19 protein-coding genes, 1 riboswitch and 1 other annotated feature are annotated in these 19,820 nt (G+C 45.9%); of the genes, 18 read left to right on the top strand and 1 reads right to left on the bottom strand.

Annotation, left to right across the window (positions count from 1 at the left end):
• Positions 1-4: 4 nt before the first annotated feature.
• The 15 genes from LG307_RS02170 (at position 5) to LG307_RS02240 (ending at position 15,048) form a co-directional block, all read left to right on the top strand.
• On the top strand, positions 5-1,537 hold the full coding sequence (locus LG307_RS02170) for an SPFH domain-containing protein (protein ID WP_404447510.1): 1,533 nt from the start codon (positions 5-7) through the stop codon (positions 1,535-1,537).
• 279 nt (positions 1,538-1,816) lie between these two features.
• Positions 1,817-2,737, top strand: coding sequence for a diacylglycerol kinase (locus LG307_RS02175; RefSeq protein ID WP_404447512.1), 921 nt, complete (start codon positions 1,817-1,819; stop codon positions 2,735-2,737).
• Between the two features lie 153 nt (positions 2,738-2,890).
• Positions 2,891-3,418, top strand: a complete 528-nt coding sequence (locus LG307_RS02180; RefSeq protein WP_404447515.1) for a hypothetical protein — start codon at positions 2,891-2,893, stop codon at positions 3,416-3,418.
• 122 nt (positions 3,419-3,540) lie between these two features.
• Positions 3,541-3,645, top strand: a riboswitch (SAM riboswitch).
• A 116-nt stretch (positions 3,646-3,761) separates the two neighbouring features.
• A complete protein-coding gene (locus LG307_RS02185) occupies positions 3,762-3,863 on the top strand; it encodes a YezD family protein (RefSeq protein WP_237665134.1) in 102 nt (33 codons plus the stop codon).
• A gap of 125 nt (positions 3,864-3,988) precedes the next feature.
• Positions 3,989-4,696, top strand: coding sequence for a phosphoadenylyl-sulfate reductase (locus tag LG307_RS02190; RefSeq protein ID WP_404450356.1), 708 nt, complete (start codon positions 3,989-3,991; stop codon positions 4,694-4,696).
• A 30-nt stretch (positions 4,697-4,726) separates the two neighbouring features.
• Positions 4,727-5,803, top strand: coding sequence for an anion permease (locus tag LG307_RS02195; RefSeq protein ID WP_404447517.1), 1,077 nt, complete (start codon positions 4,727-4,729; stop codon positions 5,801-5,803).
• Between the two features lie 342 nt (positions 5,804-6,145).
• Positions 6,146-7,297: a sulfate adenylyltransferase gene (gene sat, locus LG307_RS02200; protein ID WP_404447520.1), complete on the top strand. Its 1,152-nt coding sequence runs from the start codon at positions 6,146-6,148 to the stop codon at positions 7,295-7,297.
• Positions 7,298-7,312: 15 nt separating this feature from the next.
• The gene (cysC, locus tag LG307_RS02205) at positions 7,313-7,915 is read left to right on the top strand and encodes an adenylyl-sulfate kinase (protein ID WP_404447523.1); all 603 of its coding nucleotides are present in this window, start codon (positions 7,313-7,315) and stop codon (positions 7,913-7,915) included.
• A gap of 15 nt (positions 7,916-7,930) precedes the next feature.
• Positions 7,931-9,562, top strand: coding sequence for a nitrite/sulfite reductase (locus LG307_RS02210; protein ID WP_404447525.1), 1,632 nt, complete (start codon positions 7,931-7,933; stop codon positions 9,560-9,562).
• Positions 9,546-9,764 (top strand): DUF3906 family protein, encoded by a 219-nt coding sequence (locus tag LG307_RS02215; RefSeq protein WP_404447528.1) that lies wholly within the window; start codon positions 9,546-9,548, stop codon positions 9,762-9,764. The genes LG307_RS02210 and LG307_RS02215 overlap by 17 nt, the downstream gene beginning before the upstream one ends.
• A 3-nt stretch (positions 9,765-9,767) precedes the next feature.
• Positions 9,768-10,544, top strand: coding sequence for a uroporphyrinogen-III C-methyltransferase (cobA, locus tag LG307_RS02220; protein WP_404447531.1), 777 nt, complete (start codon positions 9,768-9,770; stop codon positions 10,542-10,544).
• Between the two features lie 15 nt (positions 10,545-10,559).
• Positions 10,560-11,318 (top strand): sirohydrochlorin chelatase, encoded by a 759-nt coding sequence (locus tag LG307_RS02225; RefSeq protein WP_404447533.1) that lies wholly within the window; start codon positions 10,560-10,562, stop codon positions 11,316-11,318.
• The gene (locus LG307_RS02230) at positions 11,299-11,922 is read left to right on the top strand and encodes a bifunctional precorrin-2 dehydrogenase/sirohydrochlorin ferrochelatase (RefSeq protein WP_404447535.1); all 624 of its coding nucleotides are present in this window, start codon (positions 11,299-11,301) and stop codon (positions 11,920-11,922) included. The genes LG307_RS02225 and LG307_RS02230 overlap by 20 nt, the downstream gene beginning before the upstream one ends.
• 142 nt (positions 11,923-12,064) lie before the next feature.
• Positions 12,065-12,267 (top strand) — a binding site (T-box leader).
• A 156-nt stretch (positions 12,268-12,423) separates the two neighbouring features.
• A complete protein-coding gene (gene proS / locus LG307_RS02235; protein WP_404447537.1) occupies positions 12,424-13,857 on the top strand; it encodes a proline--tRNA ligase in 1,434 nt (477 codons plus the stop codon).
• Positions 13,858-13,884: 27 nt separating this feature from the next.
• Positions 13,885-15,048: a MalY/PatB family protein gene (locus LG307_RS02240; RefSeq protein WP_404447540.1), complete on the top strand. Its 1,164-nt coding sequence runs from the start codon at positions 13,885-13,887 to the stop codon at positions 15,046-15,048.
• Between the two features lie 389 nt (positions 15,049-15,437).
• On the opposite strand, the gene LG307_RS02245 is transcribed toward LG307_RS02240, so the two are convergent.
• Positions 15,438-16,355 carry a ketopantoate reductase family protein gene (locus LG307_RS02245; RefSeq protein ID WP_404447543.1) on the bottom strand — a complete coding sequence of 306 codons (918 nt, stop codon included), beginning with the start codon at positions 16,353-16,355 and terminating at the stop codon, positions 15,438-15,440.
• Positions 16,356-16,587: 232 nt separating this feature from the next.
• Here LG307_RS02245 and LG307_RS02250 point away from each other — a divergent pair, with 232 nt between their 5' ends.
• From LG307_RS02250 to LG307_RS02260, 3 genes are all read left to right on the top strand, one after another.
• Positions 16,588-17,349 carry a class I SAM-dependent methyltransferase gene (locus LG307_RS02250; protein WP_404447545.1) on the top strand — a complete coding sequence of 254 codons (762 nt, stop codon included), beginning with the start codon at positions 16,588-16,590 and terminating at the stop codon, positions 17,347-17,349.
• A gap of 249 nt (positions 17,350-17,598) precedes the next feature.
• Entirely contained in the window at positions 17,599-18,618 is a 1,020-nt protein-coding gene (locus LG307_RS02255; RefSeq protein ID WP_404447547.1) for a serine hydrolase domain-containing protein, read from the top strand.
• A gap of 369 nt (positions 18,619-18,987) precedes the next feature.
• Complete coding sequence (locus LG307_RS02260; RefSeq protein WP_404447550.1) at positions 18,988-19,809, top strand: S8 family peptidase; 822 nt, start codon at positions 18,988-18,990, stop codon at positions 19,807-19,809.
• The last annotated feature ends 11 nt before the right edge of the window (positions 19,810-19,820 follow it).

Below are 19,820 nucleotides of genomic sequence, written 5' to 3' on the forward strand. Positions count from 1 at the left end.
AGAGATGGAAATGCTTATTATCATTGGTGCCGTCGTTGCACTGATTTTCGTCCTGATTGTTGTTTTCGTAGCACGCTACAAAACAGTCGGACCAGACGAAGCGTTAATTATCACTGGTAGCTACCTTGGTGGGAAAAATGTCCACACTGACGAAGCAGGAAACAAGATTAAGATTGTACGAGGTGGCGGAGCGTTCATCGTGCCGGTATTCCAGCAATCCGAGCCATTAAGCTTGCTATCTATCAAACTAGATGTGAAAACGCCCGAAGTATACACAGAGCAGGGTGTACCGGTTATGGCGGACGGAACGGCGATCATCAAGATCGGCAACTCCATCGGCGACATCGCAACAGCTGCCGAGCAATTTTTAGGAAAAAGAAAAGAGGACTTGGAAAACGAGGCCCGTGAAGTAATGGAAGGTCACCTTCGTTCTATCCTAGGTTCGATGACAGTAGAGGAAATCTACAAAAATAGAGAAAAATTCTCTCAAGAAGTACAACGTGTGGCATCGCAGGATTTAGCGAAAATGGGACTGATCATCGTCTCCTTCACCATCCGTGACATCCGCGACAGCAACGGATACTTAGAATCCCTTGGTAAACCGCGTATCGCGCAAGTAAAGCGTGACGCAGACATAGCAACGGCAGAAGCGGACAAAGAAACGCGTATCAAGCGTGCGGAAGCAGCAAAAGATGCACAACGCGCCGAGCTTGAGCGTGCAACTGAAATCGCGGAAGCGGAAAAAACAAATCAAATGAAAGTTGCCGAGTACCGCCGCGAGCAAGATATCGCGAAAGCCCGTGCGGACCAGGCTTACCACTTAGAGGAAGCGCGTGCGAAGCAGGAAGTTACCGAGCAACAAATGCAGATTCAAATCATCGAGCGTCAAAAGCAAATCGAGCTCGAGGAAAAAGAGATCCTTCGTCGTGAGCGTCAATACGACTCCGAAGTGAAGAAAAAGGCCGATGCGGACCGTTACTCTGTTGAGCAAGCAGCATCTGCCGATAAAATGAAGCAAATGGCAGAAGCAGATGCACATAAATACCGCATTGAAGCGATGGCCAGAGCGGAAGCGGAAAAAGTCCGTATCGACGGTCTTGCGATTGCCGATGCTCAAAGAGCGCAAGGGGAATCCGAAGCAGAAGTTATCCGCCTGAAAGGTCTTGCAGAAGCGGAAGCGAAAGAAAAGATTGCAGAAGCATTCGAGCAGTTCGGTCAAGCGGCTATCCTCGACATGATCATCAAAATGCTTCCTGAGTACGCGAAGCAAGTTGCAGCTCCACTTGGCAACATTGATAAGATTACGGTTGTGGACACTGGTAGCAGCGGTGAAAACGGCGGCGCCAACAAAGTGACAGGATACGCAACAAACCTAATGTCTACGCTGCAAGAATCTTTAAAGGCATCATCCGGAATTGATGTAAAAGAACTGATCGAAAACTTCTCTGGCAAAGCAAACGTGCGTCACAGCATCGACAGCCTGACGAACGAAATTGCTACGGGTAAAAAGAGCGAAGAGAAGAAGACGGAAGAATAATAGCGAGTGTGATTTAAAGCCTTTACCTGCGGCTGCAGCTTTCTTAGGAAGCGGCGGTGCGGGTAAAGGCTTTTATTTTTGTGAAGGTCAGTTCTCAAAATTTTCATTTTAATTGCATATCCACACCCAAATAGGCTAATATGTTATCAGTAGTGGGTTACAGGTTCACTACTTAGTGGTATTGGTAATTATGACTATCTTATACGACATCATATAGAGCAAGACCAGACATAGATATAAAAGAGGGCTTAGTTAAATATACGTTTAGGATGATGGGAAATGAAACGAGCTAGGGTAATATACAATCCAACATCTGGTCGCGAGCTGTTCAAAAAGCATCTGCCAGAAGTGTTGGTTCGATTAGAAAAAGCCGGCTATGAAACATCCTGCCATGCGACAACTGGACATGGAGATGCGACAGAAGCTGCCAGACTGGCTGTGGAACGCAAGTATGAACTGGTGGTGGCAGCCGGGGGAGACGGTACAATCAATGAAGTGGTCAACGGACTTGCAGAACAAGACTATCGTCCACAACTTGGCATTATCCCGGTCGGAACAACCAACGACTTTGCTAGAGCACTTGATCTGCCGCGTGATGATATTTTAGCTTGTGTGGATGTCATTGCAGAAGGCGTTCCGATGCCGGTGGATATCGGGAAAGCCAATGATCAGTACTTCATGAATATAGCAGGTGGCGGAAAAATGACCGAGCTATCCTACGAAGTGCCAATTAAAATGAAAACAATGCTTGGCCAGCTTGCCTACTATCTAAAAGGGATCGAGATGCTTCCATCTATTCGCCCGACGAACGTAACGATTGAATACGACGGGAAAATCTTTGAAGGCGAAATCATGCTTTTCCTTGTGTCCTTATCCAACTCAGTAGGCGGTTTCGAAAAACTTGCGCCAGACTCCTGCATGAACGATGGCATGTTTGATATGATCATTCTTAAAAAAGCAAACATCGCAGACTTTATCCGTATTGCCTCCATGGCATTGCGTGGGGACCATGTGAAAGATGATTTGGTCATCTACACAAAGGCGAACAGGGTAAAAGTGAACACGCAAGAGAAAATGCAACTTAATCTGGACGGCGAATACGGTGGACTGCTTCCAGGCGAATTCGTCAACCTTTATCGTCATCTTAATGTACTGGTGACCGAAAAGCGTAAGAAAATTGAAATGGCTAAATGCGAATAGTAATAAGCGGCGGAGATTTAATCCGCTGCTTATTTTTTTGAAAAATAACCCCTTCATAGGAATCTCGCACCATTTTTATTTAATTGCAACATGCACAAGGAAAAATATGTTAATGTTGAATAAAACAGGAATGCCAAACAGGAGGGGTTAGGAGTGGTTAATATGGTAGAAAACGGTAGGGAGGCGTTTTTTTTAAAAGCAAGGCAAGGTCTAGGTAGCTTAAAGGGATTAGCTGTTTTATTTTGTCTTACAATGGTATTGACCGGCTGTAATATGTTCACTCAAACTGCACCGGACCCTGAATTCACTATCTCCTCCACTTCTGTTGGCATGGGTGGTAATGAATATGAAACCGTGCAATATGTTCGATACTCCATGATCCTTACATATGATAATAGCCTAAAAATAGAGGAAGATACGGTGGAGCCGTTACTGGCAGGCTGGTTAGAGGAGCGTATGCTTGATCATGAAATTGAACTGGCAGAGGAGATAGCGGATGGACAATTCAAGCTGGAAGGAAAAGTGACATTTGATCCGAACGGATTATCAAAGGTGGATTTGGTGAAACTTGAGGAACAAGAAGAAACCGTACAAGGAGTTCTGTTTGAAACAACAACAGGAGATTCCTATCAAGCTGCCATCATTGATTCTGAAACGAAACTAAAAAAGATTGGCGATTGAAGTAGCTGAGTAGGACCAACTACCTAAAATCAAAAAAATCTAAAAAAACTGTCAATAACGTTGTTGACAATTCATATAAGTATGGTAGGATTAATTTTATTAAAAACAAACAAATGAATCGACGCTTATCTAGAGCGGCTGAGGGACTGGCCCGTTGAAGCCCGGCAACCTGCGAACAGCAAGGTGCCAATTCCAGCAAAATGGATACCCATTTTGGAAGATAAGGTGCACTTACATAGAGGCGCCTTTTCCATAATGGGAGAGGCGTTTTTTATTTGGAGAAATGGAGGCGAACTAACTGGCACAGTCGGAATGGGAAGAGGTCGTGACCCACTTGGAAAGAATGCTGCAGTCAATCAAATTTGGGTCGATCACCCTAGTCGTACAGGATGGAAAAGTCATTCAAATAGAAAAAAACGAGAAGGTTCGCCTTCAGAAAAAATAAATACTCGCTGACCAGACAAACTGGAGGCGGTTCCTTTACATGACGCTTGGATCCACAAGCATTCACATGTAAAGGGACTGCCTTTTTTCGTTGGAAAAGAAAGGAGCAGCAACAACATGAACCAGATAGTAACATACGAAAACTGGAGGGAAATCTCGCCATCTTTCTCCTCGGAGAATCAGTCCAAAGGGGCCCATGCAGTTCTTGAATGGGCGTACCGGACATATTCAGCTGACGAAATCATCTATGCATCAAGTTTTGGAGCAGAGGCTGTGGTTCTAATCGATTTGATCCAAGAGGTAAAATCAGATGCGCAGATTGTATTTTTAGATACGGATTTGCATTTTCCTGAAACCTATAAGGTCATTGAGCAGATAGAAGAAAGATACCCCGCCTTGCAGATTGAAAAGAGGAAGCCGCGGCTAACGTTGGAACAACAAGCCGCCGCACATGGCACCGCCCTTTGGAAAAGAGACCCAGGGCTCTGTTGCCAAATACGGAAGGTGGAACCTTTACGAGAAGCGCTCACGCCAAAAAATGCCTGGATCTCCGGGCTCAGGAGGGAGCAGTCACCAACGAGGGCGGGGACTAACTTCCTGAATCGCGATGATAAATTCCAAAATATTAAAATCTGCCCTCTCATTCATTGGACATGGGAGGATGTGTGGAACCATATCCGGACCAGGGCGCTTCCCTATAACGAGCTTCATGATCAAGGGTATCCGAGCATCGGCTGCTTTCCCTGTACACAGGCAGTCGGAACAGACGGTGACTCCCGCGCTGGCCGATGGGCCGGTAGCGGCAAGACGGAGTGCGGACTGCATACAAACTAAGGTTGGCAGTGAAGTGAAGGAGGAAAAGGCATGTTAGTTACAATAGCCGTCATCGTTGGTCTATTTTTCGCCATGAATATTGGGGCGAGCGGTGCGGCGGCATCCATGGGAATCGCCTATGGATCAGGAGTGGTCAAAAGGAAACTGGCCTTGGTGCTATGCGGAATTGCCGTGTTCTTTGGAGCATGGCTTGGCGGTGGCGAAGTGGTCAAAACGATGGGAAGCGGGATTGTGCCACAGAGTACTTTTACCGTCGCAATCGCCCTAATCGTTATCGCATCTGCGGCGCTATCGCTATTTTTAGCAAATATATTCGGCATTCCGCTATCCACAAGTGAAGTGACGGTAGGTTCCGTTGTCGGAGCTGGAATTGTCTATCAATCGGTATTTGTCGGAAAGCTTGCCTGGATTGTTTCGTTCTGGCTGCTGACACCGGTTTTAGCTTTTTTGCTAGCCATCGGGGCCACCTGGGTTTTGAAAAATAGAGTGATAGATCGTTGGGTGAAGTCGTCACGGGCCGTTCCGATATTGTCGGTGCTGGTTGTCGTGATGGGAGTGTTCGAAGCATTTTCAGCTGGTATGAACAATGTCGCCAATGCGGTGGGACCACTTGTCGGAGCAGGAATCATGAGCACTGGCCAAGGGATTCTCTGGGGAGGATTATTTGTCGCTTTAGGCGCATTGTTGCTTGGTCATCGTGTTATGGAAACGAACGGCAAGAAGATTACAAAGCTCCGGCTGGAGGAAGGGTGCGTCATTTCGGGAACAGGTGCCGGAATCGTCACGGTCGCATCGGTGTTCGGGATCCCAGTGCCACTGACTCAGATTACCACGTCTTCGATTATAGGGATTGGTTTTGTGAAACAGGGACGGTCTGTTTTGAAGAAGGATATCGTCGTGCAGCTGCTCGTTGTTTGGGTGGTATCGCCGGTGTTATCGATGGTGCTTTCCTACACGCTGATTCATCTGTTGATTGAGCAAAATGTGTACCCGGTGATCGCGATGATCGGGGTGTTGGTATCGGTGTTCGGGGTGAAGTTTTTGATGCAACGAACGGGGGGAACTGGTTCCGGTGCGGCGGTGGTGTCGGCTGGGAGGGAGGAGTGATTTTGGGGAGTTTGAGGTTGGCGAGCGCGGGAGATAGGGGGATGTGGTACCGCTCTCGAGCAAATGTCCGAAGTTTTGCCGAAAGTGACCGAATATTTCCGATAGTTGGCCGAAGTTTCGTTAAAAATGACCGAAGATTCCGCTAACTTGACCGAATCAATTTTTCAAATGACCGAACCCTCAGTCAAAAGTGACCAAAACAATCAGGTAGTTGACCGAACCAGCTCTAAAATAACAGTGATTTTGACCGAACATGCCTCTAATTTGACCGAACGATTTCAAATCATTAACAAAACATAGATTTCTAACCAAAAATCCACAAAAAAGCGGAGGAAACTAAAAATGACCCTACCAAAACCACACGGCGGCACCCTTGTGCAAGCCTACCAACCAAACTATGACACAACAAATCTTACAAAAGAAATCCAAATCGACGCCATCGCCTTAAGCGATCTGGAACTCATCGGAGTAGGGCTCTTCAGTCCACTCACAGGATTCCTCAACAAATCAGACTATGAATCTGTCGTAGAAAACCTGCGACTAGCCAGCGGCACGATCTGGTCGGTCCCGGTCACACTGCCAGTCACCAAAGAAGTGGCAAACACCTTAACTAAAGGGGAGACCTACAAGCTGACCCATCAACAAACCACATACGGAGTCATCACCGTCAGCGAATGGTATGAGCCGGATCTGCAAAAAGAAGCCCGCGAAGTCTACAAAACGGAAGAGCTCGCACACCCCGGGGTCAAACGTCTATTCGAACGGGGCGACATTTACGTCGCGGGGGAAATCAAACTCACCAAAAAACCAAACAAAGGTGTAGCCCAGGACGTATGGCTAGAACCGAAAGAAACCCGCGAACTTTTCCAACAAAAAGGCTGGAAAACGGTCGTTGGCTTCCAGACGAGGAATCCTGTCCATCGCGCTCATGAATACATTCAAAAAGCAGCGCTCGAAACGGTGGATGGACTATTCCTCAATCCACTCGTAGGGGAGACAAAATCGGATGATATTCCGGCGGATGTCAGGTTAAGAAGCTACCGCGTCCTTCTTGAAAACTACTATCCAAATGACCGTGTCCAACTGGCGGTCTATCCAGCCGCGATGCGCTATGCAGGTCCGCGCGAGGCGATTTTCCACGCCATTGCTAGAAAGAATTTCGGTTGCACGCATTTCATTGTCGGGCGGGATCATGCTGGAGTCGGCGACTATTACGGAACCTATGATGCGCAGCATATTTTCCACCAGTTTACCGAGGAAGAGCTTGGAATCAAGCCATTATTTTTCGAGCATAGCTTTTATTGCAACAAATGCGAGGGGATGGCCTCTGATAAAACATGCCCGCATCCTAAGGAAGACAGGGTTATTTTATCAGGCACGAAGGTAAGGGAATTGCTGCGTGCAGGGGAACTCCCACCGTCCACCTTCAGCCGAAAAGAAGTCATCGAAGTCTTGATTGACGGACTAAAACAACAGAAAACAGCGGCCGTATAAAGGAGGAAATAAAAAATGAGTGCAAAAGCAACCAACATCACCTGGCACGAACAGACCATCACAAAAGAGGAGCGCCGTGCTCAAAATGGGCATGGCAGCTGCGTCCTTTGGTTCACCGGTCTATCGGGATCAGGTAAATCGACCATCGCAAACGCCGTGTCCACGGAATTATACCGCCAAAGCATTAATGAGTATGTGCTGGATGGAGACAATGTCCGTCATGGCCTTAATAAGGATTTAGGATTTTCAGAGGCGGACCGCAACGAAAACATCCGTCGGATCGGGGAAGTGGCAAAGCTTTTCGTAGACAGCGGAAAGATTGTGACCACCGCATTCATCTCGCCGTTCCGAAACGACAGGGATCAAGTCAGGGAGCTGTTTGAGAATGGCGAGTTTATTGAAGTGTTCGTGGACTGTCCGTTAGAAGAATGTGAAAAGCGAGATCCGAAACAGCTATACGCGAAGGCGAGACGCGGGGAAATCAAGGACTTCACCGGCATTGATTCTCCGTATGAGGAGCCAGAACAACCAGAAATCACGATAGCGTCCGGCAACCTGACAGTAGAGGAAGCCGTCACAACGATACTCCAATACTTAAGAAACCAAAAAATTATCTAATAGGGGGTTCCACATATGGCATATGTAAAACATTGGGCCGACAACGAAAAGATTAACAAGACGGAAAAGGCAAAACTTGAGAAGGATGGCTTGCGGATCCTCGATGATATTCCGCACTACGCAAAGAATGGCTTCGATTCCATCCCAAAAGAACAGTGGGATTTGTTCAAGTGGGCGGGGCTTTATCTTCAACGCCCGAAAGAGGATGGCTACTTCATGATGAGGGTCAATGTTCCGTCTGGTATTCTTACCAAGCCGCAAGTGGAAGCACTCGCTGGCATCGCGCGCGATTATGGACGTGGCGTTTTTGACATTACCACAAGGCAGGCGATTCAGTTTCACTGGTTGGAAATCGAGCAGATCCCAGATATCTTCAACCGTCTCGAAGCGGTGGGACTATCGAGTGCGGGGGCATGCGGGGATATCACGCGGACCATTGTCGGGAACCCGATTGCCGGCCTTGATCCTGACGAGCTGTTTGATACAACGGCCATTGTAAAAGAGGTCTATGATTTCTTCCAGAAGAATGAGGACTTCTCCAACCTGCCGCGAAAATACAAAATGTCCATCAGTGCCAATACAAAAAATGCATCCAACGCCGAAATCAACTGTGTTTCTTTTACACCGGCGACGAAAACGATAGATGGCGTCACAAAAAGTGGCTTCCACCTGAAAGTCGGAGGCGGTCTTTCTTCAAGGCCATTCCTGGCAGAAACGATCGATGTCTTTGTGGACCCGGAACGAACGCTTGAAATTGCCATTGCCGTCACGACGATTTTCCGTGATTTCGGGTACCGGGAAAAGCGCCATCTTGCACGCTTGAAGTTTTTGATGGCCGATTGGGGACCGGAAAAATTCAAGGAGAAGCTGCTAGAGTACACCGGTCCGCTGCCTTCCAAAGGTGATGAGCCAAAAGAAGAATGGAATGCTGGTTACTTTTACGGCATCCATGATCAGAAGCAAGAAGGCTTGAAGTTCCTCGGCTTTAATGTCCCGGTTGGACGCCTTGATGCGGAAGAAGTGTTTGAGCTTGCTAGAATTTCAGGAAAGTATGGAAACGGGGAAATCAGAACCTGTAACTCTCAGAATCTCATTATTCCAAACATCCCGGCAGTGAATGTGGAATCGCTATTGAAAGAACCGATTTTTGAGCGCATCTCCATCAATCCGAACTCTTTTCTCGGGCACGCCGTTTCTTGCACCGGTATCGAGTACTGTAATCTGGCTTTGGTGGAAACGAAGGAACGCATGCGCTTGATTGCGGAGGAACTTGATCAGCGCATCAGCTTGGATGTTCCAATCCGTACCCATATGGTCGGCTGTCCGAATTCCTGCGGTCAGCGTCAAATTGCCGACATCGGACTTCAGGGAATGAAGATGCGCAATGAGCAAAAAGAAATGGTCGAAGCTTACGAGATTTATGTGGGCGGAACCTTGAATAAAGGCGGTAAGTTCAACGAAAAGTTGAAGGGGAAAGTAGCGGCAGAGGAATTGACGGATGTCCTCGAGGAGCTATTAATCTACTTCCGCGACCAGAAAACAAAGGGAGAATCCTTCTTTGATTTTGTGGGACGAGTGGGAGTATCCACCTTGCAAGGAGTACTAGATACTATTTTAGGAAAAGAAACCGATGGCGTATCTGTATAGATTTGATGTAACGATTGAGACCAAGGAAATTGTATCCATCATCTTTGCCGAGAACGATGAAGCAGCTTTTGAGCATCTTGACGTGGAGCTCGAGAAATTTTATTTGAAAGCGCCTGATGTGAAAGAAGTTATTTTACGAGAGAAAAAGCGCCTTGGAAAAAAGAGCGGCTATATTTTAGATCCAGAGGAGAAAGGGTGGTAGCGCATGACCGGAAAAGTATATTTGGTGGGAGCGGGTCCCGGCGATCCCGATTTGATTACAGTGAAGGGGTTGCGCCTACTCGAGCAGGCGGATGTCATCCTTTATGACCGCCTTGTGAATCCTGAACTACTAAACTATGCGAAAAAAGACGCGCAGCTCGTCTACTGTGGGAAGTTGCCCCATTACCATACGATGAAGCAGGAAACGATCAATCACTTTCTTGTGAAATATGCGAAAAAAGGCTTGCAGGTCGTCCGTTTAAAAGGTGGAGATCCCTTTGTGTTCGGACGTGGAGGCGAGGAGGCAGAGGAATGCTTCAAGCAGGATGTCCCTTTTGAAGTCATCCCGGGAATTACCGCTGGGATCGGAGCGGCCGCTTACGCAGGAATTCCTGTCACCCACAGGACTTTAAGCAAAAGTTTCGCATTCGTCACCGGGCATCAGGCAGGCGACAAGGAAGCGGAGCATCAATGGGCAAACCTCGCACATGCCGTGGATACGATTTGTGTTTACATGGGAGTTTCTCAGCTGCCCAATATACTTAAACGTCTGCAGGAAAACGGGAAGTCTTCTAAAACACCGATTGCACTTGTACACTGGGGAACCCTTAATGAACAGCGGACAGTCGTTGGCACACTTGCCAACATTGAGAGAAAAGTGAAGGACGCCAACATTTCCAATCCAAGCATGATTGTGATTGGGGAAGTAGTAAAGCTTCATGAGAAATTGCACTGGTTCGAGGAGGAGGTCGTGCCACATTTGCCGGTGGTGCACGGATAGAAGGGAGCGGGTTGTGTGACGAAAGCCATTTTATATGTAGGGCACGGTACGCGGTCGAAAAAAGGTTCGGAGGAAGCAAAAGAATTTTTGGGGTGGGTCATTTCCAGAGTGGAAGCACCAATCCAGGAAATCAGCTTTCTAGAATTGACGGAGCCGTTTATCCCGGAAGGATTTGAACGCTGTGTGGAAAAAGGGGCAACCGAGATCACCGTCGTACCCATCTTTCTTTTAACAGCTGGTCATATAAAAGAGGACATTCCTGACGCGCTTGAGCCACTTCGTGAGAAATATCCGGAGGTAAATGTGAAAATTGCCCCGGCCTTTGGGGTACAGGAACGGATTGTTGATGCGATAAGTGAATTGGTGAGGGCGACTGTTGGGAAGGTCGACGCTGCAGATTCTATTTTGCTGGTGGGCAGGGGGAGTAGTGATCCATCTATTCATGAGGCGTTTTCCGAGATTAAAAAAGGCGTTGGTGACCGGCTTGGTGTGTCGCGAGTGGATGTCTGTTATTTGGCGGCTACCACGCCGTTATTCGCTGAAGGCATAGAGTCGGTTAGTTCCGGCGCTGCAGGACGGGTGCTGGTTGTGCCGTATCTGCTTTTTGCGGGGTTGTTGTTAAGTGAAGTAGAGCGGGAAGTCCGGAAGCGGCAACGTGCCGGACAGGATATTTTGTTAATAGAGCCTTTGAGCCGCCACGAGGTGATTCAAGAAATTGTGGTAGGTCGGGCTTTGGGAAAGGAGGACTGGAGAGTTGCAGCCATTAATACTTGATTTAAAAGGGAAGAAGGTAGTCATTGCCGGTGGCGGGAGAATTGCGGCGAGAAAGGCAAAGGTGTTGGATGCCGAGCAGGCGGATATCACGTTTATCGCACCGGAATTTTCGGAGGAAGTGCGGGAGTTGTCGGCTTTGAGAGGCTACCGTCTGGTGGAGCGGGAAGCGGTGGCAGGGGATTTTGCAGAGGCTTTCTTGGCAATCTTGGCGACGAACAACCGAGAGGTGAACGCCTCTTTGGTTCGGGGATTGCATGAGTCACAGCTCGTTTGCGTGGTAGACGAGTCGGGTGAAGGCAACGTCACATTCCCTGCTACAGTCAGGCGCGGAAATCTGCAGATCGCCGTGACCTCCAATGGATCTAGTCCCAAATTGACCCGCAAGTTAAAAAAAGAGCTCGAGGAACAGTTTGATTTTAGCTGGGTTTCTTATACAGAGTTTCTGGCGCAATATCGGGAAGTGGTAAAGCGGCTGCCTTTAACTTTTGAAGAAAAAGGGGAGTTGTTGTGGGAGATATTGGAGGATAGGTATCGGTTGGATACTGAGGCTAGGGGGGAGAAACTGGAGGAGTTGTTGCGGTTGAAGGAAAAGCTTATATCATAATATTTGGTAAAAAGGCGGCCGTACTTGTCGGATTGTACGGGCGTTTTTTTGTGTGGACATACGTTTAAGAATCAAAAACCCACCCATACTAGTAAAATAATAGATTGACAAATTTTCTAACAAACCTATATAATCTTCTCAATATCAAACGTCGAAGAGGACCAGTAAAATGATTTTGTCTATCCAAGAGAGGGTGCCGAGTGGTGAGAGGCAGCCATAGATGAGCATTTGAACCTGCCTCAGAGTTCTGCATCAGAAACGGTGCAGCGGTTCAAAACCGTTACCATGAAAGAGAGTGAAGCTTTGCTTTGAATAAGGGTGGTACCGCCAGAAATGGTCCCTTATTGATAGCAGGGCTTTTTTTATTTAGCTGAAAAAGGGGTTTGGCATGAACTCGGGGTGTTTTGGCATGAACTTGCCTCGTTTTGGCACGAACTCGGGCCATTTCCGCACGAACTCACTTCATTTCAGCACGAATTTTATAAAAAGGAGCAAACCCACATGTCTAATAAAAATTTCGTAGAAAAAATCACTAATATGGACGAAGACTTCGCGCAATGGTACACAGACGTCGTCACCAAAGCCGAACTTGTCGACTACTCCAGCGTCCGCGGCAGCATGATTATCCGCCCATACGGCTATGCACTATGGGAAAACATCAAAGACGCGCTCGATAAACGGATCAAAGAAACCGGCCACGAAAATGTCTATATGCCACTTTTCATACCGGAGAGCCTTCTCCAAAAAGAAAAGGATCACATCGAAGGCTTCGCACCGGAAGTAGCGTGGGTCACTCATGGCGGCGATGAAAAGCTACAAGAACGCCTAGTTGTCCGCCCAACTTCGGAAGTGCTTTTCGGCGAGCACTACAAAAATATCATTCACTCTTACCGCGACCTGCCAAAGCTTTACAACCAATGGGCAAACGTGGTTCGTTGGGAAAAGACAACTAGACCGTTCCTTAGAACGCTAGAATTCCTCTGGCAAGAAGGGCACACGTGTCACGAAACGGACGAACAGGCACACGAGGAAACCGTAAAAATGCTCAACGTGTACGCGGAAATCTGTGAGAACATCCTGGCTATCCCTGTCATCAAAGGCCAAAAAACCGAAAAAGAAAAATTCGCTGGAGCCAAATACACCTACACGATCGAAAGCTTGATGCATGACGGAAAGGCATTGCAATCCGCTACCTCTCACCATCTAGGCGACGGTTTTGCCAAAGCTTTCGGCATCCAATTTTTAAACCGTGAAGGCAAACAGGAATACGTGCAACAAACTTCTTGGGGCTTTACGACCCGTATCATCGGAGCGATGATTATGGTGCACGGTGATGACCGCGGCCTTGTCGTTCCTCCAATGATTGCTCCGACGCAGGTGATGATTGTCCCAATTGCTCAGCACAAAGAGGGAGTCCTTGATTTTGCCTATGAGTTAAAAGAAAAGTTGGCCACTACTTTAAGAGTTGGAATTGACGCGAGCGACAAGAAGCCGGGCTGGAAATTCAACGAGTACGAAATGAAAGGCATACCACTAAGACTCGAAGCTGGACCGCGTGATATTGAACAACAGCAAGTTGTGCTTGTCCGCCGTGACACTGGGGAGAAATTGATTACACCAATGGAAGGACTGGAAGCGAAAATTCAAGAAATCCTGGAAGACATCCAGAAAAACCTCTTAGAAAAAGCTCGTTCCCACCGCGAATCCAAAACGAGTGTGGCAACGACTTTTGAAGACTTCAAAGAGCAAATCGAACACAAAGGTGGCTTCATCAAAGCGATGTGGTGTGGCGACCAGGCTTGTGAGGACAAGATAAAAGAGGAAACAAGCGCGACGTCCCGTTGTATGCCGTTTGAACAGGAACAGGTAGCTGATACGTGTGTATGCTGCGGAAATGAAGCGAAACATATGGTATATTGGGCTAAGGCATACTAGATCGACATAACCAAAGGAGAGAAAGCCATGCAACTGGAAAAATTCATCGACCGCAGAAAAACGCATTCCGTCAAATGGTTCATCGAGGATCAAGACATTATTCCACTATGTATTGCAGATATGGATTTTCAGGTTTCTGAAGAGATTGTCCAAGCCATCAGCCAAAAAGCCACACACGGCATCTATGGGTACAGTACGTTTTGTGCAAGGTACTATGACGCGGTGGAATACTGGTGGAAAACACAGTACGACTGGGAATTGAAGCAGGAGTGGATCTCGTTCAGTCCGGGAATCATTCCAGGGATGAACCTTTTACTAAAGGCATTGACTCAACCAGGTGATTCTGTAATTGTCCAGGATCCTGTGTATTATCCTTTCTTTTCTACCATCCAAACGCAAGGCTGCACTATTTTGCATAATTCCCTCCTCTATTCTGAGGAAGGCTATAAAATGGATTTTGAGGACTTTGAAGAAAAAGCAGCCCAGCCTGATACGAAGGTGTTTATTCTTTGCAGCCCGCACAATCCAGTTGGAAGAGTGTGGACGCAAGAAGAGTTGAGGAGGATTGGGGAGATTTGTGAAAGGCATGGAGTGATCGTCATCTCGGACGAAATGCATGGCGACCTCACCTATCCGGGGCACAAGCATATTCCATTTGCAAAAGTGCATCCGGACCATTTGGACTTTTCCATCACCTGCGCGGCGCCGAGCAAAACGTTCAACATCGCAGGAATGCAAAGCTCTATTTTCCTCATTCCGAACAAGGACATCAAAGAGAAATACGAAACGCTGTTGACTGGATTTGGACTGATGCGCCCCAACGCGTTCGCGGTAGAAGGAACCATCGCAGCCTACTACAAAGGGTTGCCGTGGCTGCAAGAAGTGAAGGATTATTTAAACGCCAACCTAGAGTATGTCTGCAGCTACTTGAAAGAGCATATTCCTGCCATAAAAGTAGTGAAACCGGAGGCAACTCATTTGATTTGGTTGGACTGCCGGGAACTTGGAATTCCACCGGAAGAATTACATGCTTTCTTTTTAGAAAAAGCGGGAGTCCGCCTAGACGAAGGGATGAAATTCGGCGCAGGCGGACAAGGGTTCGAACGCATAAATATCGCCTGTCCGCGTGAGGTGCTAACAGAAGCACTATTGAGGATTAAGGCCGCTATAAAAGAATTGGAGACCTGCTGACGCTAACGTGTTGAGCAGGTTTTTTCTTGCGGTGAAATTACTTTGAGGGTGGAAATGAAGACCTCTGGGACTGGATATTCGCGTGAGGGAGGTCTTCATCGGCGTAATGAAAACCTTTGTGGAGAGATATTTGCGTGAGAGAGGTCCTCATCGGTGTAATGAAGACCATGGAGGGGAGATATTTGCGTGAGGGAGGTCTTCATCGGTGTAATGAGGACCTTTGTGGGGAGAGATTTGCATGAGAGAAGTCCTCATCGCTACAATGAGGACCTCTCTTTTAAGAAATTCAACGAAGAGAAGTCTTCATCCGCTAAAACTGCTATATCTAGCAACCAAAAAAACTCAAAACCTTAGAGCCACACGACCCTAAGCTTTCAAAAGCAAAACCCCTATCGTCTTTGCCCCTCATAAATCCGCAAGTTGGCATAAATCTTCTCTAAGGTAGGAGCGGCTATCCCTTTCTCTTTGGCAATCCCAAGCAGATAGCCATAAAAATGATCAGCCTCTACAGACAATCCTTTTTCCATGTCACGCTGCATCGAAGACTTCATGCCTGCTTCAATGGAATGAAGTTTATCCCAGTTTCCATCCACAATATTCTCTGCAAGTGGTGCATCTACGCTTTTCATAATGCCGGCAGCTTCCTCCAAAGTCAGTTTGATGGTTTCAGCACCGAACTCAACATCCCTGATTGGCCCGATTGGGGAACGGAAAAGTGTAGTAACGCCTGCCAAGGTAGCAATGAAAAGGTATTTATGCCACATCGCTTGATGGATGTTCTCCGATAGGACAAAGTTGGTTTTAGTGCCACTGAAAGATTGAATGAGTTCCTTAACCCGTTCTGATTTCTCCCCACCCAGTTCACCGAAAACGAGATCATGAATGGCACTTGTCTGAATGATTGCCCCTTGTTCGTCCAAGGTAGATTCAACAAAGCAAAGTCCACCAATCACGTTTGACTCGTTGAAGGCAGCACTTAGTTTTTCCATATGTGCTATCCCGTTTAGCAAGGGGATAATGATCGTATCCGGTCCGACATAATTTCTGAAGTCCTCCACTGCTGAACTTAAATGATAGGCTTTCATGGATAACAAGATGACATCGTATGGATCCGCCTTTTCTCCACTGACCAGTAGCTTTGGCTTTAATGTGACATCACCATGAGCACTCTTAATGACAAGGCCGTTCTCTTCCAGTTGCTTCTTCCGTTTCTCACGCACAAGGAATGTTACATCCTCGCCTTTTTCCAATAAACGTCCGCCAAAATATCCACCAACGGCACCTGCACCGACAACAAGTATCTTCACCTGAATCCCTCCCTGTTATGTATGGCTTTATTTTAACAGGTTTGGAGAAAAATCTGGCCGGAAATGCATTTTTCTCGCTTGTATAGTTCAAATATTTGGTATATTAGAAGAAAAGAAAAATAGGAGAGCACTCTATGAATCTACTGGAACACAACATATAAAACCGTAATCGCGGACCTCCAAGCCTATTAGGCACGAGCTACTTAATTCAAGAAAAATGGAGGGTAACTAAATGAAAACTGATCAACTTTTTCAACACTATTTAAAAGAAGCAGAAACCGAATTTTTCGGATGGGATTTTTCCCACATAACAGAAACGGGCCGCCTTGCATCAGGCATGCTTTCCTGGTCTTATGGCAGCATGGCAAAAAAACTGATGGCAGATGCCACATCCATGCTGGACATGGGGACAGGTGGCGGGGAACTGCTTTCCAAGCTGCAGCCGTTCCCGCAAAGTGTCTGCGCAACGGAAGGCTACAAACCAAACTTTCCTATTGCAAAAGAAAGACTGGAACCGCTTGGTGTAATGGTGGTCGAAGTGGAGCCGGACAACCAGTTGCATTTTCCAGACAATCATTTTGATCTGATTATCAACAAACACGAAGAGTACGACGCGAGCGAGGTGAGAAGAGTTCTGCAAGATGGTGGAACTTTTTTGACGCAGCAGGTCGGCTGGAGCGACTGCCAGGATATCAACAGACTTCTCGGCGCGCAGCTTAATGAAGAATATGCACATTGGAATCTGGAATTTGCATATAAACAGCTGGAAGAGCACGATTTTCAAGTTCTACTCCATAAGAAGGAATATCCGATGCAACGCTTTTACGATATCGGTGCGCTTATCTATTACTTGAAGGCCATTCCTTGGCAGGTGGTGGATTTCATTGTGGAAGATTACGTAGATCCATTGTATGAGCTTCATCTGAAAATAAAGCGGGCAGGGTATCTGGATATCAGGCAGGATCGGTTTGTATTGAGGGCGATAGGCAAATAAACGGGTAAGCCGTTTTACACTAGGGTTTGTCGATTTGTGTCGTTTGGCATGTATTGTACCGTTTTTGGACAGTATTTGGTTCGGAACGGACAGTAAATGCCCCAACTTCGACAGTATTTTCCCGAGTTCCGACAGTAAATGCCTCTGTTTGGACAGTAAGAGACAAATCGCTTCTTATACAGGGACAAGTTCCACTCTAATTGCCACCCGTCCCCCGAGTCAAAATGATTATAAAGGGGTTTAATCCAAATGAAAGTGAAAAACGTAGAATTAGAAACAAAATTAGCTGAAAAGGTAAGTGAATTAGACTTTTCAGGTGTCATACATGTGGAAAACCGCACTGGAATGATCCACACTAGTGCCCATGGTTTCTCCAACCGGGCAGAGTCCATTCCAAACACTACCAATACGAGATTCGGAATCGCCTCAGGCTGCAAACTTTTCACAGCGATTGCGATTTGCCAGTTGGTAGAGAGGGGCAGCATATCCTTTCACTCAAAATTAAGCAACTTGTTGGATCATTCTTTCCCTCATTTTGATGAAGAGGTGACGGTCCGCCATTTGCTGACCCATTCATCAGGCATACCAGATTATTTTGACGAGGATGTAATGGATGATTTTGAAGAGCTTTGGGTGAAGAATCCAATGTATCACATGAGAAAACTAGAGGATTTCCTCCCGTTGTTCCAAGATCAACAAATGAAATTCAACCCGGGCGAAAAGTTCCACTACAATAATGCCGGCTATATTTTATTGGGATTGATCATTGAAAAGGTTGCGGGGGTTCCTTTTACTGATTTTGTGGAGGAGGACATCTTCAAGCCTGCACAAATGAAGGACTCCGGTTACTTTGCTTTGGATTGCCTGCCTGCCAAGACGGCGCTTGGGTATATCGACAAAGAAGATGGTTCCTGGAAGACCAACAACTACTCCATCCCAATAAAAGGTGGAGCTGACGGTGGAGCCTATGTTACTGCAGGGGACATGGCGAAACTTTGGCAGTCCCTAATGAACGGAAAGTTAGTAAGCAAAGAAATGCTCGCTACAATGACGACACCATGGATTCAAACGGATAACGGTTACTATGGATATGGACTTTGGATCGAGAAATCCGAAGGAACAATAGTAAAATATCATGTGATGGGGTATGACCCAGGGGTAAGCTTTGCGTCTGGCTACTACCCAGAATCAGAAATGATCGTCGTAATCCCGTCCAATAAGGAAAGAGGTCCCCACAAGCTGATGTACTTGATTGAGAAGAATATTTAAATGAAGAGAAAGACATATCTGTTAGCTCAGGTATGTCTTTTTTTGCTTATAATTGTCCTTAAAAAAGAACTCAATTTAATGATAAACTCCACACTAAAATAATTTAAAGATATTAACTTTATTCTAGGTTGCTAATATGTTTGATTTGTTTGTTTTTGGAATTCTTAGGACAAGACTTTACCCCATTAGTCCCAAGAAGTATTTAAAGAATAGAGAGGAAAATCTCTAGATGCGTAAGTCCTGTTTGAATAACCCGGTAAAATATATACTTTTTTTACAAATGAACTTCAAGTTTAAGAAAAATATTCCAATTCACTATTTATTATGTTAGTATCTTTCTGTAACTTAGTAAGGATAAGAGGGGTATTTATGAATAGTAGAAAGAAATGGGTTACACTTTTAGTTCTTTTATGTTTCGTTATTGCATCAACACTTCTCTATAATTTCGCAATAAAACCAAGAAAAGTACAGGTGAAGATTGCGATATTTGACAGTGGAATAAATGAAGAACATGAGTTTTTTGAGAACCTAAACTTCAGTTCTTTTGGTAAGTACAAGTATAACGGTATTGATAACTTTAACCATGGAACAGGTGTAACTTCCCTTATAGTAGATTCCTTAACCAAAACTCAAAAGAAGGCACTTATTATATATAATGTGAAAATTCTAGACGAGAAAGGTATAGGAGAACTAACGCGTATGAAAGAAGGCCTAAGGTTGGCTATAAATGAAAACGTTGATGTCATAAATATAAGTGCTGGCTTTCAAACCTATGACGCTGAAATTGAAGACTTAATAAAGGAAGCAGATAATAAGGGAATAATTATTATTGCTTCGGCAGGAAATAACATAGGTTTCAAAGTTGATTATCCTGCTAGGTTTAAGGAGGTTATATCAATTAGTTCTATTAATAAAGATATGGACCCTTCTCCCACGTCTTCGGTTGGAAAAATTGATTTTGTTAGTGTAGGTGAGAATGTCAAAGTTGCTAATAACGACTATACTTATGGGATACAAAGTGGCTCATCATATGCGACTGCTAAAGTTACAGGATATTTATTAAGCGAAATGTTAAAGAACGACGAAATTACAGATTACCACAGTGCTTATCAATATTTATTGAATTCCGCTAAGCACCCAAAAACTCCTACTAATAAAGAAATATATGGAAATGGAATAATTGAAAATTGAAATTGGAGGAA

It is taken from the genome of Sutcliffiella horikoshii, assembly GCF_044809035.1.
In the GTDB taxonomy this organism is placed as follows: Bacteria; Bacillota; Bacilli; order Bacillales; family Bacillaceae_I; genus Sutcliffiella_A; species Sutcliffiella_A horikoshii_G.

Coding starts and splice junctions, on each gene's coding strand:
- proS (WP_404447537.1), top strand. CDS start 12,424: ATGTCTAATAAAAATTTCGTAGAAAAAATCACTAATATGGACGAAGAC.
- cysC (WP_404447523.1), top strand. CDS start 7,313: ATGAGTGCAAAAGCAACCAACATCACCTGGCACGAACAGACCATCACA.
- LG307_RS02170 (WP_404447510.1), top strand. CDS start 5: ATGGAAATGCTTATTATCATTGGTGCCGTCGTTGCACTGATTTTCGTC.
- LG307_RS02210 (WP_404447525.1), top strand. CDS start 7,931: ATGGCATATGTAAAACATTGGGCCGACAACGAAAAGATTAACAAGACG.
- LG307_RS02255 (WP_404447547.1), top strand. CDS start 17,599: ATGAAAGTGAAAAACGTAGAATTAGAAACAAAATTAGCTGAAAAGGTA.
- LG307_RS02185 (WP_237665134.1), top strand. CDS start 3,762: ATGCTGCAGTCAATCAAATTTGGGTCGATCACCCTAGTCGTACAGGAT.
- LG307_RS02250 (WP_404447545.1), top strand. CDS start 16,588: ATGAAAACTGATCAACTTTTTCAACACTATTTAAAAGAAGCAGAAACC.
- LG307_RS02175 (WP_404447512.1), top strand. CDS start 1,817: ATGAAACGAGCTAGGGTAATATACAATCCAACATCTGGTCGCGAGCTG.
- LG307_RS02240 (WP_404447540.1), top strand. CDS start 13,885: ATGCAACTGGAAAAATTCATCGACCGCAGAAAAACGCATTCCGTCAAA.
- LG307_RS02260 (WP_404447550.1), top strand. CDS start 18,988: ATGAATAGTAGAAAGAAATGGGTTACACTTTTAGTTCTTTTATGTTTC.
- LG307_RS02215 (WP_404447528.1), top strand. CDS start 9,546: ATGGCGTATCTGTATAGATTTGATGTAACGATTGAGACCAAGGAAATT.
- cobA (WP_404447531.1), top strand. CDS start 9,768: ATGACCGGAAAAGTATATTTGGTGGGAGCGGGTCCCGGCGATCCCGAT.
- sat (WP_404447520.1), top strand. CDS start 6,146: ATGACCCTACCAAAACCACACGGCGGCACCCTTGTGCAAGCCTACCAA.
- LG307_RS02195 (WP_404447517.1), top strand. CDS start 4,727: ATGTTAGTTACAATAGCCGTCATCGTTGGTCTATTTTTCGCCATGAAT.